Origin of the sequence: Ignatzschineria ureiclastica (genome assembly GCF_003121845.1) — a bacterium.
GTDB lineage: Bacteria > Pseudomonadota > Gammaproteobacteria > Cardiobacteriales > Wohlfahrtiimonadaceae > Ignatzschineria > Ignatzschineria ureiclastica.
In genome coordinates, this window is the sequence record NZ_QEWQ01000006.1 from 125,303 (window position 1) to 141,499 (window position 16,197).

The 16,197-nt window shown below is 42.1% G+C and carries 9 protein-coding genes and 1 CRISPR repeat array; of the genes, 2 read left to right on the top strand and 7 right to left on the bottom strand.

What is annotated here, in order from left to right; genetic code table 11:
* Positions 1-174: 174 nt before the first annotated feature.
* The 4 genes from DC083_RS08920 to DC083_RS10205 all read right to left on the bottom strand — a co-directional run bounded on the left by DC083_RS08920 (position 175) and on the right by DC083_RS10205 (position 6,768).
* Positions 175-3,240 (bottom strand): type III restriction-modification system endonuclease, encoded by a 3,066-nt coding sequence (locus DC083_RS08920; RefSeq protein ID WP_109189868.1) that lies wholly within the window; start codon positions 3,238-3,240, stop codon positions 175-177.
* A gap of 9 nt (positions 3,241-3,249) precedes the next feature.
* Positions 3,250-5,175, bottom strand: coding sequence for a site-specific DNA-methyltransferase (locus DC083_RS08925; RefSeq protein WP_109189869.1), 1,926 nt, complete (start codon positions 5,173-5,175; stop codon positions 3,250-3,252).
* 105 nt (positions 5,176-5,280) lie between these two features.
* The gene (locus DC083_RS08930) at positions 5,281-5,961 is read right to left on the bottom strand and encodes a DUF4391 domain-containing protein (protein ID WP_109189870.1); all 681 of its coding nucleotides are present in this window, start codon (positions 5,959-5,961) and stop codon (positions 5,281-5,283) included.
* Positions 5,962-6,609: 648 nt separating this feature from the next.
* Complete coding sequence (locus DC083_RS10205) at positions 6,610-6,768, bottom strand: hypothetical protein (RefSeq protein ID WP_157954919.1); 159 nt, start codon at positions 6,766-6,768, stop codon at positions 6,610-6,612.
* 460 nt (positions 6,769-7,228) lie between these two features.
* On the opposite strand from DC083_RS10205, the gene relB reads away from it, so the two are divergent.
* Both relB and DC083_RS08940 read left to right on the top strand, forming a co-directional pair.
* A complete protein-coding gene (relB, locus tag DC083_RS08935) occupies positions 7,229-7,450 on the top strand; it encodes a type II toxin-antitoxin system RelB family antitoxin (RefSeq protein WP_109189871.1) in 222 nt (73 codons plus the stop codon).
* Positions 7,451-7,711, top strand: coding sequence for a type II toxin-antitoxin system RelE family toxin (locus DC083_RS08940; RefSeq protein WP_109189872.1), 261 nt, complete (start codon positions 7,451-7,453; stop codon positions 7,709-7,711).
* Positions 7,712-7,721: 10 nt separating this feature from the next.
* On the opposite strand, the gene DC083_RS08945 is transcribed toward DC083_RS08940, so the two are convergent.
* The 3 genes from DC083_RS08945 to DC083_RS08955 form a co-directional block, all read right to left on the bottom strand.
* Positions 7,722-7,925, bottom strand: coding sequence for a hypothetical protein (locus DC083_RS08945; protein ID WP_109189873.1), 204 nt, complete (start codon positions 7,923-7,925; stop codon positions 7,722-7,724).
* Positions 7,926-8,159: 234 nt separating this feature from the next.
* A CRISPR array of direct repeats spans positions 8,160-8,819; the repeat unit is 36 nt; unit sequence GTCGGGATCATGCCCTGTTTGAAAAGGGATTAAGAC.
* Positions 8,820-9,400: 581 nt separating this feature from the next.
* Complete coding sequence (locus tag DC083_RS08950) at positions 9,401-12,691, bottom strand: helicase-related protein (protein ID WP_109189874.1); 3,291 nt, start codon at positions 12,689-12,691, stop codon at positions 9,401-9,403.
* 375 nt (positions 12,692-13,066) lie between these two features.
* On the bottom strand, positions 13,067-16,195 hold the full coding sequence (locus DC083_RS08955) for a DEAD/DEAH box helicase (protein ID WP_109189875.1): 3,129 nt from the start codon (positions 16,193-16,195) through the stop codon (positions 13,067-13,069).
* Positions 16,196-16,197 lie beyond the last annotated feature (2 nt).

Below are 16,197 nucleotides of genomic sequence, written 5' to 3' on the forward strand. Positions count from 1 at the left end.
CCGGTAAAATAACCTCGTTCTTCCGGCAATCCCGCCGGCGTTGTTTACTTTGTGCGGGGCAATAAAAATCCCGCGGTGGGCGGGATTTGTGGGTTTATTTTGTTGTGGATAAAACGTTCTTCATTGACGGAATGATAATCCCTTCCTCTAATGTTAGAGACTTATCAATGGCGCTTATTTACGAAGAATATCGAGCATTGTGGCATAATCTTTGACAACCCCATAAGAGATCGAAGGGTCACCGGGATTGATCGTATTGAAGAAACGGCGGGCGCATTCGATTTTGGCCGCTTCTACGCCACGAATCTCCATGGTGGAAGTGGTTCCCTTGGTTTCTGCCACAAAATAGATATACTTTACGCTCCCCTCTTTGAAAGTGATCGCCCAATCGGGGTTGTAATCACCCACCGGTGTTGGGATTTTAAAGCCACTTGGCAATTTAGCATACACAACCACTTCCTCATTCTTCTCAAGCTCGGCGATAAAATTTTTCTCCACTTGGGAATCTGTGACCGCATATTCTAGAACGTGTTTCTCAAGTGGACCATTGGCGCTTTTAGAATCAATTTTCACCTGTGCATCGGTAAAGAGCGCGGTTTCATAACGCGCTTCTAATGGATTATAGGTCACCTGATTGATAATAATCCGCGCTTTTTGCTGATTGATAATCCGCGAGGCTTGCGTAATAAAATCCTCAGGGTTTTGCGCAAATTGGGCAAATACCGCCGACTCAATGCTCGATAGAATCGTGGCAATCGTCTCTCGGGTTAAATAGGTATTTTGCGCTATTTTCCCTAAAAGATCATACTTCACCGACGCGCTATATTCGTGCTGATAGGATTCCCGCTTCACCTTTCCTGACTGGATTAAACTTCCCTTCGCAATATCGTCATCAGAAATCGATGCATTTTGCATTCCCCGCTGAATCACATATTCCAATTTTCGCACGCGCAGTTCCTGGTCTATGGCTGTCACACTGTGGTTAATCAAGCTTTCCGTATCGATTTTGACCTGATAGATCGCCTTACGATTAATCCGATTCCAAAGTGCTTGGAACTCTTTGCGCTCAAGATTATGTTGCTTGATCCGGTTTTTCCGCGCTTTAGCACTATCTTCTAAGAACTTCTTGGCGATATTCGGATCTAAAATTTGATCCACGAGTTTCGCAATCTCCTCTTCCTTACCGGCAAGCGTGCCGCTGATCGGTGCAAGCGCGTCATTTTTCCTTGCTTCTTGATAGTGATCGCTAATCGTACGATCTGCCGGATGAATATAATCATTCTCCCGCAGATACCCCATAATATCTTCCGCTAAATCTTCGGTAATGAGTAGTTCCGTCCCATCTTCTGTCTTTATTCTACGATCTTTGAAGAAACTGACGCTCGCCGTTCTCGGACGATCTTTCAACTCTTCTAACAGCTCACTTTGTAGGCTCGATGCAAAACTCTCGTAGGATTCATTAGCCACCACATCTAGCACATTAATATCGTGAACCATCGCCGGATCATCTTGACGCTCCCCTTGCTGATTCACTGAAATTCGTAATCCGCGCCCAATCTCTTGCCGGCGGGAAATCGTATTATCGCTATGTTTGAGCGTACAGAGGGTAAAAACATTCGGATTATCCCAACCTTCCCGCAGTGCCGAGTGGGAGAAGATAAAACGAGTCGGCTCGTTAAAGGAGAGTAGGCGCTCTTTATCTTTCAAAATCAGGTCATAATCATTCGCATCAGTCGATTCCCCTTTACCGCTAGGATCGACTAAGCGATTCTGCTTATCAATGGAGAAGTAGCCTTTATGCACCGACTCGACAACCGCTTGCTTTAGGTAATCGTGATAGGCTTCATCCTCCTCAGTGAGCGCTAACTCCGAGAGATATTGATCGCGAATCTGCTGATACTCCTCTTCAAACATCCGCGCATAGAGCCCTTTGGTATCCTCTCGCTCGTAATCCCGATATTTCACTACCTCATCAATAAAGAAGAGGGAGAGAGTTTTAATACCTTTTTTGAAGAGATATGGCTCTTTCTCAAAATGGGCACGAATCGTCTCACGAATCTGAATCCGGCGGATATCCTCTTCAGAAACATCGCCGGTAGCTTCGCCAACGCTTAACTGCACACCATTTTCAAAAGAGAGTCGCTGATAATCAGGGGTGACTTCAATATCGGTGACCAAATAACCGCTCTTATATTGCTCCATCTCGCCGGAGAGCGCGTAGAGATTATCCCCTTTCTCCACTTTGCGCACAACGCGGGAAATGTTGCCACTGCTGCTTTTCACCTCCATCATCAAACGCGCCACCGGCGGTTTTTTGCTCGAAAGATCAATGCCCTCAAGATAAAGATAGCCATGCGTTCCCTCGTTGGTATTAAGGGTAATGCCCCGCACAGAGATCCGCTTTACCAATTTTTGATTATAAGCATCGACGGCATCTAAGCGATGAATGAGGTTATTCTCTGTCTTATGAGTCGCTGAATAACGGAGGATCGCTAACGCATTAAACTCCTCAAGCGCTTCCATTGTGCGCTTTCCTTCCATCTTCTGGGGTTCATCGAGGATTAGAATAGGGTTATTCGCCTTAATCACATCAATCGGCCGGCGAGATTGGAAGCTATCTAACACATCATAAATCCGGCGATTATCCTTCCCTTTTGAGTTAAAGGCTTGGATATTCATAATCATCACATTGATGCCGGCATCTGTTGAAAAGGCCTCCACTTCATTCAAACGACTAGAGTTATAGATAAAGAAACGCGCCTGTTTATGGTACGCTTCGAGAAAGTGATCTTTCGTCATCTGAAAGGATTTATAGACCCCTTCCCGAATCGCAATGCTCGGCACCATAATAATAAATTTGTTCCAACCGTAACGCCGATTGAGCTCAAAAATGGTCCGAATATAGACATAGGTCTTCCCCGTTCCTGTCTCCATCTCAATATCGAGATTCACCGGCGCTTGCGGTGTTGAGATCAATTTATCAGAGATTTTGAGATATTGTTGCTGTTGTACTTTTTGAATATTAGCTAATATCTCTTGGCCTTTCAGTTGTAACGGCGCATTTCTAAACCCCGCATCATACGCGCCCTCTTGCTGAATAGTCTGTGTCTGCCCTTTTGCCGTTGTGCCGGGATCAACGCGATACTGCACGCCGGTACTAAAAGGTTGCCCTTCAAAGCAATCGACCACCGCATTCACAGCGGCTAATTGATAGGGATATTGTTTAAATTTAATCTTCACAATGCCCTCCTAGATCGATTTCAATTCTGTATTCGGCGCAATCTGCTTCACTAACTGTTCGGCATTGATCTTCGTATCATTATCAAGGTAATGATTATCCCGAAAGAGCAGGCGCAGCGGTTCTTTCGCCGCTAAGGTTTGCACAAGGCTTTCGGTAATGCCGGCATCAAAGCAAGCAATCAGCGCATCACCCGCCACAAAGAAGACCTTTTTCCCCTCAATCTCTTCAGTGGCAATCGGCAGTGAGAGTTCCAAGCCCCAATCAAGCATCACTTGGAAGAGGAGATCTTCCGGCGTGCGATCTGCCTTCACATTATCCACCTGTTCAAGGAGATCCGCTTGCGATAACTCGGCAGGATGATAGTAAACCTCTTTCATATTGCTACTATCCACTTTAAAGACCCGGAAACCGATATCCCGATTCCAATCCTCGTGAATATTCTCCGATTCTAAAATCTGCTTACCGGCGCGGCGAATGCGCTCTTTGGAGATTTCGGCAATCGTTTGATAACCGGCTTTATAAGCTTCCGACTTCTCATCGGTGGCTTCCGGCAATTGCACCATAATAAATTTGCGATTCCCGCCATCTTCAGCATTGAGTTGCATTACGGCGTGGGCAGTTGTAGAAGAGCCGGCGAAGAAGTCGAGGATGAAATCATTAGTATCTGTCATCAGCTTAAGAATATCCTTAATCAAATAGAGCGACTTAGGAAAATCAAAGGTTTTTGCACCTAATAGTTGATCTAATAATTTCGTGCCATAATGATATCCATGATATTTCTTATCAATCCAATGAGTTTTAATTACTTGATCTTCCCGTAATTTTTCATAAATAATAATCTTCCCATCTTCAATTACAGCCTCAATATCATTTTGTTCGTAACGTTGCCAGAACGTCTCTGGTGTTGTTTTCCACGTGCGTTCTTGTCCTGATTGAGTAATAGGATATATCGGCTCAAAACCTTCTCCATCACCCATTGAGATAACTAAATTCGTTCGATTTACATAAATAGGATAAAAGAAGGAAGGTTTATTCTCCCTTAGGGAGTATTTGCCATCGGACAATCGAATAAAGTTCTTTCGTTTATAGAGACCCTTTTCATCACTAAATTGATACTCTTTTGCAAGCTCTGCATCTAATACTACTTTACGTAACTTCGCTTGTTCAATATTCTTTGCATAGACCAACATAAATTCATTGCTCGGCCCAAAGAACTTCGCCTGATTTCTACCCTCAGGTTTATGCACAACAGAAATAATCCCAACTCTATTTTGCTCTCCATATATTTCATCAATAATGGAAATAAAATTTGCCAATTCGTTATGATCGATTGCTAAACATAGAAAACCATCTTCCTGTAATAAATTTCTCGTTAATCGCAATCTAGGGTAGATCATATTTAGCCAATTACTATGAAATAACCCATTACTACTATAATTAGTCACATAGCGATTTCCCTCTGCATCAATCTGCCCGGTGGATAGATAGTGCTCTTTAGCAGTCTCGTGGAAGTTATTTTTATAAAGAATGTCGTTGCCAGTATTATAGGGCGGATCTGCGTAAATCAACTTAAACTTACCGAGATACGATTCTTGCAGTAATTTCAGGGCTTCGAGATTATCGCCTTCGATAAAGAGATTCTCTGTGGCCTCAAAGTCCACACTCTCTTTTGGCGCTGGGCGCAAGGTTTTGGCAATGGGCGCATTGGCGGCTAGGAGCGATTCCCGTTTGCCGGGCCAATCGAGCTGATAACGTTCTACGGGACCTTCTACGAGTGAAGCGGAGAGCTCCTGCTTTAAGAGATCAAAATCAATAGCGCGAGTAATATTGCCCTCGGCATCTTTCACTTCTGTGACACACATCGGGAACAGCTCGGCAATTTTATCGATATTGTGCGCCGTTAAGTCCGCAGACATCATTTTCAACTTATTCATAATTATCAATAGATTTTCAAGTTATTATTAAAAATCAAATATTATGAGTTAATTAATTATTTATGTCTAACGGTTATTTACTTTTTGTGTAATCTTATTTACTTATCAAACAATTTTATTTACCGATTTTAATTCATTTAATTGCGTTTTTAACTGCTTTAATTGTTCATTAAGCGCCACCCGCTTCTTAAATTGTTTCTCATTGCGAATCTGCTTATTGAGCTTGGCAATCTCCGCCTCTAACTTCCGGCGTTCTTCCGCCTGCGTGAGAAGCACCTCAATCGGAACTTCCGCCTCCGGCACAATCTCCGCCGGCATTAGGGATTTGAGAATCGCCTCATAAAGATGCTCTAAAGTAATGGCGGTGGGCAACGGTTTTCGTTCCTTATCTAAAGGATAGTAGGGACTCTGGAAATAGGGGGAATCCTGAATAATTTTTTTCTTTGTCGCATCTAACCGTTTATGGGTGGCAGTTACATAGCACTCTTTCGGCGTGATGATCTCAAAAATTGTAATCTGCGGAATCGCTGTATCGATCGCTTTTAATAGCTCGGGATTAAGGGTTTCGCCTTTAAGCGTGATCTGAAATATCTGAAATTCAGGAACACGCTCGCCCGCCTCTAACCGAGTTGTGCTCGGCGCTAATTTATAGAGCCAAACAATCTTCTGAATCTCATCAGTCAGCGCTCGCTTGAGTTCCGGCGTTAATGTCAGATGTTTCAGTAACGCTTCTTTGGTTAAAGGCTTCTGATAGAGCGCATCTGTAGGATATTGAAAATAGGCCATCTGCTACTCCTTTGGCATCACAATGCACATGAATAATTTAAAATGATCTACCACTTTTACCCTACTCTGATTAAACATCTGAACTCCCCTCAAATTGATCCCCAAAGATTCGGGCATAGGCGATATAATCTATTTTTTAATAAATTGTCATAATTTTAACTGAATTTAAAATAATTTTCCCACATCTCAAAAGTGGCTACTATCTTTATGGTTATAGTGAGATTCTAAGAGGGTTTATTTCACCGCCTGGAATGAACTTTTGATAAGATCCACAGAAACCTTAGTAATTTCCGTTAATATTGCTATAATGACTCATAGTCACGCCCTGTTTGAAAAGGGATTAAGACGCGATAGTTGCTTTAGAGAGTTGTTTTAAGTTGTCGGGATCATGCCCTGTTTGAAAAGGGATTAAGACCAATCAAATCTTTTATTGGGTTCATTTCAAGAGTCGGGATCATGTTTGAAAAGGGATTAAGACTTAGGGTTGTTTGTGGTCATCCCTAACATTAGATTAGTCGGGATCATGCCCTGTTTGAAAAGGGATTAAGACGGTAGAGATAGTTGTAAGACCTGCATTTACAGTGTCGGGATCATGCCCTGTTTGAAAAGGGATTAAGATAAAGAGAAAGCCTTCATATGAAGGCTTTTTTATTGTCTGAAATAAGAGGATTTATCCCACCGCCGGAGCGAATGACCTCGTTCTTCCGGCAATCCCGCGCCGGCAGGCTTGGCATCTTGAGTGCCGGGGTTATTTGAGAAGTTGAGAAACTGCTCTCCCGCGGGCATGCGCTTGTTCTGGACTTGCAAACATTCCCTCCCGCCGTGAATGAGCTTTTGATAAGAATGAAAAAATTTCTAATCTTTTTCCCACATATAAAAAATAGATACTACCTTTATAGTTATAGATATTTCATAAGAGGATTTATCTCACCGCCGGAGCGAATGACCTCGTCCTTCCGGCAATCCCGCGCCGGCAGGCTTGGCATCTTGAGTGCCGGGGTTGTTTGAGAAGTTGAGAAACTGCTCCCCCGCGGGCGCGCGGTTGTGCTGGACTTGCAAACATTCCCTCCCGCCGTGAATGAGCTTTTGATAAGAATGAAAAATTTCTAATCTTTTTCCCACATCTCAAAAGTGGGTGCTATCTTTATGGTTATAGTGAGGTTCTAAGAGGGTTTTATAATTCCTTAGGCACCGACTTCTTTTTCTCCATTGTCTTTAATATTCAATCGCACTACAATGTAATACAATTAGTATTGGAGGAATCATTATGACAGTAGTCAGTGTTAGATTAAATAAAGAAGAAGAGCGGATTTTTAAAGAATATGCCGCTTTTCATGGTCAAAGTTTGTCATCCTTATTTAAAAGTAGCGTGATTGAAAAAATGGAAGATGAGCTCGATTTAAAACTGCTCAAAGAAGCGATGGCTTACAATGAAAAACATCCCGAAACCTATACCCATGATGAAGTTAAAAAAATCTTAAAGATATAAATGTACCAAGTTATCTATACCGCAAAAGCGGTGAAATCTTTGAAAAGGATCGATAGAACTCAGGCGCAATTTATTTTAAATTGGATTGAAAAAAACTTAATAGGCTGTGCCGATCCTAGAATGAAAGGAAAAGAGATCAAAGGTGGATTAGCTGATTGGCGCTATAGAGTAGGAGATTATCGCTTGCTCTGTAATATTTCAGATAAGGCCATTACAATTGAAGTCATTAATATTGGACATCGAAAAGATATTTATAAATAACGTGGAGTACCTAAACCCGTTCATCTAATTTAAGAATTGATCCCACCGCCGGAGCAAATGACCTCGTTCTTCCGGCAATCCCGCGCCGGCAGTTGGGCGCTTTCGCGCCGGGAAATATCTTAAATGCCGGGATCTGATTCATTGCCGAGAGATTGAGAATCTCTCTCCCGCGGGCGCGCGGTTGTGCTGGTTGCGCGATTATTCCCTCCCGCATGGAATGAGCTTTTGATAAGATCCACAGAAACCTTAGTAATTTCCGTTAATATTGCTATAATACACACTTTAAAGATCCCTAATCTCGACGATCAGATACTAAAATGTTATTTTTGATAAATCCATACAAACAACGGTGATTATATGTTATTCAATGTCATCTATTGTGAATTTGTAAAGATTGAAAACAGGTGTTGTAACCTGTTGATATTAAAGATAAAATTTTAATGGTGCGGTCGGGATCATGCCCTGTTTGAAAAGGGATTAAGACCGAACACACACAGGTATCGAGCCAACGTGGCAGTCGGGATCATGCCCTGTTTGAAAAGGGATTAAGACTTGTTCTCTACGTGATCTTTGTTGCGCCAATTCGTCGGGATCATGCCCTGTTTGAAAAGGGATTAAGACGCTGTTGTTTTGAATGTAGCCATTGTGAACCTCCGTCGGGATCATGCCCTGTTTGAAAAGGGATTAAGACGTGATAACACCGCCAGTTACTGTATCAGCAGCGGTCGGGATCATGCCCTGTTTGAAAAGGGATTAAGACACTTAGATACTACATTGAGAGTAGAGTTAATAGTCGGGATCATGCCCTGTTTGAAAAGGGATTAAGACGACCTCCTTTCATATAATCAAGGGTTTCTATAGTGTCGGGATCATGCCCTGTTTGAAAAGGGATTAAGACAACAGATACATCTTCAATGTTACTTTCGTGAGTTGTCGGGATCATGCCCTGTTTGAAAAGGGATTAAGACTCATATTCCCATAGGCAACGTTTTACGTGTTTTGTCGGGATCATGCCCTGTTTGAAAAGGGATTAAGACAAGGTATCCTCTACCTCTTGGTAGTAGGACTCATCGTCGGGATCATGCCCTGTTTGAAAAGGGATTAAGACTCCCAATTCTCCTTGACAGCTTTCGACTTATCACGTCGGGATCATGTTTGAAAAGGGATTAAGATAAAAAGAAAGCCTTCATAATGAAGGCTTTTTTATTGTCTGAAATAAGAAGATTGACCGCATCGCCGGAGCGAATGACCTCGTTCTTCCGGCAATCCCGCGCCGGCAATTGGGCGCTCTCGCGTTGTGAAATATCTTGAATGCCGGGATCTGATTTATTGCCGAGAGATTGAGAATCGCTCTCCCGCGGGCGCGCGATTGTGCTGGACTTGCAAACATTCCCTCCCGCCGTGAATGAGCTTTTGATAAGAATGAAAAAATTTCTAATCTTTTTCCCACATATAAAAAATAGATACTATCTTTATAGTTATAGATATTTCATAAGAAGATTTATCTCATCGCCGGAGCGAATGATCTCGTTCTTCCGGCAATCCCGCGCCAGCAGGCTTGGCATCTTGAGTGCCGAGAGATAAGAGGATTTATCCCACCGCCGGTAAAATGATCTCGTTCTTCCGACAATCCCGCGCCGGCAGTTGAGGCGCTTTCGCGCCGGGAAGTATCTTGAATACTGGGGAATACTACGCTTCTTGAATCACGATGAAGGCTAATAATTCAAAATCATCTAAACCTTTCGCTCTGTTTTCAAGTGCGGTGGTACTTCCCATTGTGAAGAGGCTCTCGATATCGGCTTCTTCATTAATCTCCACCATACTGCGAATACTTTGACTTAACAGCGAAGAGCAGTACTCCATATCTCGCCCATCTTGCGTTCTGCGATTGAAGATATCACAAACTTCAAGAATGGGTTGATCAATACCATTACAGCTTAGACGCAAAATATCAAAGATCTCTTTCACCTTAAATTGATCGAGAATCAACTCTCCATCATTGCTGATATAAACTAGGTAATAAGGATGAATTCGATTTTTACGATCCATATCACTAGGAGAATTGATATTCTTTAGCGCAAAGATAATACCTGGGCGAATCCCGATCTCTAAATGGGTTGGCACGACAGCATGTAACCCTAACGGTGTATTACTCGGCTCACCATATTTTTCGATCAACTGATGAAGATCCATTCGATACTCATTAAGCCCTAGATCCATAATAGAAACGCCGGCTTTCACATCCTCTAGATCCACCACTTCATCCTGCATTCGCTTGAGCTGCTCCTCCCGGTAATCCACATTATGCTTATTATTTCCCAGCAAATTATCATCGGCGGTTGCAGCCATATCGGTAATCACCATCCGCCCTTCCACGCGATCTTTAAGATTAATATACTCATCCAAATTAAGATCGGGCCAATAATTAACCAGTTGAATTTCGCTATTTTGCGAACCAATTCGATCAATTCGGCCAAAACGCTGAATAATGCGCACCGGATTCCAATGGATATCGTAATTAATCAGATAATCACAATCCTGTAAATTCTGCCCCTCTGAGATACAATCAGTGGCCACAATAAGGTCAATCTCTGCATCAATATCGGGATAGATAAGCGCTTTTCCCTTCGACTTCGGCGAAAAGAAAGTGAGTACCTCTTGTAAACCTAACTTTTGACGATTGAGTTTTAACGTGGTCTCCGGCTTATTACTTCCGCCGGTAATCAAGGCAGAATGACGATTAAATTCCCGAAGTACTAATTCGGAAATATGCTGATAGAGATACTCAGCAGTATCGGCAAAGGCGCTAAAGATCAGAATTTTGTGATTGCCGGGATTAATGGGATTCTCGATTTTATGGCGAATATGCGCTAAGAGATGTTGCAACTTGGCATCTTTCTCCGGCGTGACATCTTTAAGGAAATTGAGCAAAATATGGATCTGCTCCAAATCCCCGGAGAGCTCCTGTTCCCAACTATCGATATCCATATCATCAAGGCTAATCTGCGCCCCTTTCCCTACTAAGAATACCTCCTCGCTACCGGGTAGAATCTCATCCTCCTCAACGCCGGCAAAATCCTCAATTGCGATGGTTGCATCGCTAGAACTACGGCTACTAAAGCGCTCCCGAAAAGCCTGAAGTGTCGCTAAGGTGGCATCGTGTTTCGCTTTTAAAGATTGCAACGTTAAGCGGAAAGAGTGCACCGAACTCTCTAGCCGTTTGAGTAGATTTGTGGTCATCAATCCGACTAATGCATTCTCACGATCGAGCTGTTTGAGAGTTCCTTTACCATCTACAGCAGAATCGAAAATCGCTTCATATTTCTTCAAACGACTAGGAAAAACAAAGGCTAAGGGACGATAGATACTCAATTGCAAGGAGGAGAGAATCTCGAAGATCTCTTCAAAATTGAGCCAATTAGATTCAGTGGAGATAGGTGCGCGGAAAGCGAGCGGTTTACGGCGTTTTGGGAATGCACCAATTTTAGAGATATCGTAATATTTCTGAATCTGCTTCCGAGAACGAGCAATAGTGACGCTATCGAGTAGTAGGAAGAAATCATTATCGAGCATCCCTTGAATGGTATCGGCTGTTCGCTCTGCCGTTGGCAATTGACTCCAGCGATTAAAGGCGGCTTGCGCTTGACTGAAGATCGTTTCAATCCCTTTATCAATATTGAGCTTCTCTCGAAGTTGCTCCGATTTACCCTCATAAGCGAGCGCTAACTGATTACGCAGATCCGTAAATCGATTATTCACCGGCGTTGCAGAGAGCATCAAGACTTTGGTATCCACGCCATCTTGAATCACTTTGCGCATCAATTTCTGATAACGGGTTTCCCGCTCTCTATTCGCCTCATTATTGCGGAAATTATGAGATTCATCGATCACAACAAGATCATAATTCCCCCAATTAAAGCGATCTAACTGAATCCCAAAAGATTCACCCCCGGTACGATCAAGATCAGTATGGGCTAAAATCGTATAGTGGAGCCGATCTTCACTAATGGGATTCGTAATTAAATTTTGATTAAATTCCTGCCAGTTCGCCGCTAAGCGCTTAGGACAGAGGACTAAAACTCGAGCATTACGCAGTTCGTAATATTTAATCACCGCCAGCGCCGTAAAAGTTTTCCCCAACCCCACGCTATCGGCTAAGATACAGCCATTATAAGTATCGAGTTTATTAATAATACTCTTCACCGCATCCCGCTGAAAATCGTAGAGCTTACTCCAGATCACCGTTTTGGTAAATCCGGTCTTCTCATCCGGCAGAAAGCCCTCATCAATCTCTTGTAGATATTCATGGAAGATATTATAGAGAATAATAAAGTAGATCCGCTCCGGTGAGTTCTCCTCATAGACTGATTCAATATGTTGGCAGATCGTCTCGGTCACCTCGGTGGATTTCTCGGGATCTGCCCAGAGTTGCCTGAACGTGGTTAAAAACTGCTCGGTAAAGCCGGCGCCCTGTGCACGAGTAATAAAGCTAATAGCATCACTATATTGAAACCCCAAATCGGAAGTTGTAAAACCGGACACAGGCGTATAGGCATAAGATTCAGCCTGATTATCAAGGTAGATAAAAGGTTGAATAAACTGCGCGGATGTGATCGATTTAAATTTCACCTTTTTCCGAATCCAATCGGCACACTCTTTGGCAATCGCTTTTTGGCTTAATTGATTCTTGAGCGCAATCTCAAATTCCGTACCATACAGGCTCCGCTCCCGCCCAAGTTTCGGGATATAAAATTCCCGCTTCGCCTTCTTCCCGCCCCCTTCAAGATCCCGCTCGGCCACAAATGTTGGAGAGGTAAAGAGAAACTGCAATTCCTCAATATCAGCAAGCTCCTTCTTTAACGCCTCATAAGCATAGATAGAGAAGCAGGATGCTGCAATCTTAAGTCGTGATCCCGTGCGTAACTCTTCTCGTAGATCATCACCTACCAACATATTCTTATTATCAAACGACTTAAACATTTGAGCACCTCACAGATTAATCCCATAGGATTCGGCCATAAACTATATAATATATTTTTAAATAAATTGGGATAATTGTAACCGAATTCCAAAGAAATATGTTAGTACACTATTATTTACGATATTAAAAATAAAACTTTTTAATATTTTTACTACATCTAAAAACAGACATTTTCTTCATAACTATAGATGTTTTATAAGGGGATTTATCCCACCGCCGGTAGAATGACCTCGTTCTTCCATCAATCCCGCGCCGGCAGTTGTGGCATCTTGAGTGCCGAAAAATATCTTGAATGCTGGGATCTGGTTCATTGCCGAAAGATTGAGAATCGCTCCCCACAACAATCAGTAAAATGGATAATATCCCCTTTACCTTTAATTAAAGAAATTCTTCATAAATTCCGTTTCAGTCACTACCTCAGGTACCACAACGGCGTCCTTAATTAACATTTTTCGTTGGAGCAATCCATCTAAATGCTCATCAAATGATATTTTATCTGGATGAGTAAGGGTTGGCAGATAGACCGAAACAGGTTTCTCTTGTCCAATTCGATAAACTCGGTCGGTTGCTTGCGCTTCTTTAGCAGGATTCCAGTGACGCTCTAGGTGAATAACATGATTCGCGCCAACGACAGTTAATCCCGTCCCTGCGGCTACCGGTGACATGATAATAATATTAAATCCATTAACTGCTTCGAATGCTTTAATTAAAGACTTTCTCGTCTCCGTATTCGCACCACTACTCACAGCCTTAGTATCTCCATTAATAATAGCGATGTTTAAACCTGAAATGGCTTCTAACCACTGTTTTAAAAACAGTTGATAGCTCTTTGTAATACAGAAGATAATCACTTTCTCCTGTTTCTCGGCAATCTTATTCAAGATCGAAGTCAATGCTTTTAACTTACCCGATGCTTCTAAATATTGATCCTCTTGGCCTCGGCTCTTCTCTAAAATGGCATGAGGATTAGAAGATTTTACAAGTTCTGGATGTAAAGAGATCTGTCTTAGTCGCCATAATGTCGCAAGTGCATGCTGATTATTCGGTGCGTTTTTGGATGAATGATAATGCTTTAATGTCTCATCATAAAGAGATAACTGCTCTCCAACCATCTCTTCTGATAATGAGGGGAGAAACTCAACGCCCTCTATAAAAGATTTTGTGCCACTAAAAATTCGCTTCACGGGAAGATTTTCCAACTCATCCTCTTTTGTTCTACGCAACATAAAAGCACCGGTTGCACTACGCAGATCCCGCCCGACTGATTCTCTTAATGATGTTGCATCCTCATCATTCTCTGCATTGAGACGATCAACCCAAGATTCTTTAAAATAACGGTAGTCTCCTAACAGACCCGGTTGAGCTGTATCCATCAAACACCAGAATTCTGCTAAGTTATTTTCAATCGGCGTGCCTGTAACGAGTAAATTAAAATCACTCTTCAGTGCTTTAGCGGCTTGAGTCTGTAAAGAATTAGCATTTTTAATATGCTGTGCTTCATCAAAAATAACCATGCCCCAATCAATACTACAGAGTGAAAGCTGATAATTTCGAAGTGTATCATAAGTTGTTAATACTAGACGCCGATCCCTATCTAAGCGTGCACGCCCATGCTCTTTCCCAATTTTTAACGCATACCGTATCTTTGACTCAAGATTTATCAAATCACCTGATGATAATGTCTTTAACTGCTTAGATTCCTGCGCTAAACCATGAATACGAAATGTATTTAAATCACGGTGAGTTTGTAAAATAACAAGATCTTCAAAAATCGAATGATGATACGTTTTCGCAACCTCTTCTTCCCAATTCTCTAATAAACTCAAAGGGGCAACGACTAATATCGGTTTTTCAATCGCGCCTCGTTGCTTTTGCATGCGGTAATATTCTGCCATAGCAATCAATGACATATACGTTTTACCAAGTCCCATATCATCCGCTAATAAAGCCCCTCGTACACGCGTTAAATCATCAGGATTTTCTTTTATTGCTTGCTGTAATAAGCCAACTATCCACTCAACCCCCTCTTTTTGATGCGGATAAGGGGATCTTTTATATTCTCGCCAATGAATGTCTACAGATTTGCCTAATGCTTCTGCGGCCCTTTGTAGCAATGCTTGATTCTGTTCATAAACATCCTTGACTATTACACCATACTGCTGCGTATCGTATTCCTCTAAAATAGTACTACTCTTACCCTGCTCAAAAGATTGAGCTTCAGCGTTTTCCTGAGCAAGCTGAGCTTTAATATGATTAATAGTAGTATCTATCTCTTCGGGGTTATCAATCGTATAAGTATGGTCATTAAAATGTATAGTGTCTAACCCCTCATTTTGCGCTTTTTCAATTGCATCAATCACCTGCGTTAGTGACTCTTCATCTCTAATCTGCCCCTTGATATCACCAAAAGATAGAGTGAGACCTTTGACATTAAACCAATCATTTTTTTCAGAATCATCAAATCCAAAATCAAAACGCTTTAAAACTCCAATCCCTTCTACACGAGCTGAAAAGCCATTATCTAAATCAACGATTGATCCATCTAAAAATGCACTCGGTGTTTTAAAAAATTGCGTGGCCTGATGTGCGGGGATTCGATTATTTTCAATAATATTTCTAACGGCCTTTAGAGCATTCCCCTCAAAAAGAACCACATCGTTATCAATTCGAAGCACGCCCTCATCTTTCACACCGCTTAAATGATGTAACCGGCGCTCTATGGCATCAACATCATGAGTATCGCCCCAATTCGGCATCAGCGATAAATCTCCTTGAGAATGCTGGGTAACGGAAACCCCCACTTTTTTAGGCCGCTTAAATGTGAAGTTTGTTAAATGCCCTAAATCCAACGGCATTCCCATATTTTTAGCTTCATGAAGGTAAGTAAGTAGACGAAGATTTTCACTCTCTGTTCTTTCCGACTCATGCAGGTTCTTATGACGAGTCCAAGCTTCTAAAGCCTCGATCTCAGCACAACCAATCGAAAATCGATCCCTCCGAGAGAGCTGTAATTCGGCACTTCCTGAGATATAGTGGATAGGGTAACTTCCACCATTCATTATCGCTTGCAACTCTACATGAAAATTTTCGCGAGCACTATTACTACGAATTTTGGCGGCATATTCCCCATAATAAGGCTTGGGCAATTGTAAAATGTCTGTCAATCCTCGATAAGGATAGAGTTCATGGGTCACATTATCTACATCTAATCTCTCCGCATCCACTAACATTCCTACCGTCTGAGTGGGCAACAAAAATCCATCTTCAGTAACTTCGGCTAATCCCTCTTCTGCAAGCATCTCTAAAAGAGAGAATTGGAGCGTTTTTGCACCTAAGTGTTCCCCATTCCGTAACTTCTCTATTTCTGGTAGAGGAAGTTTAAAAACGAATCCATCACTAACGGGATATGACTCAAAGTAATGCCGCTGTGTGAAAGTGGTTAAGATTTGAGGATCATCTTTGCCTGTAAAAATTTTTTTGATCCGATCTAACAATGTTGCCATAC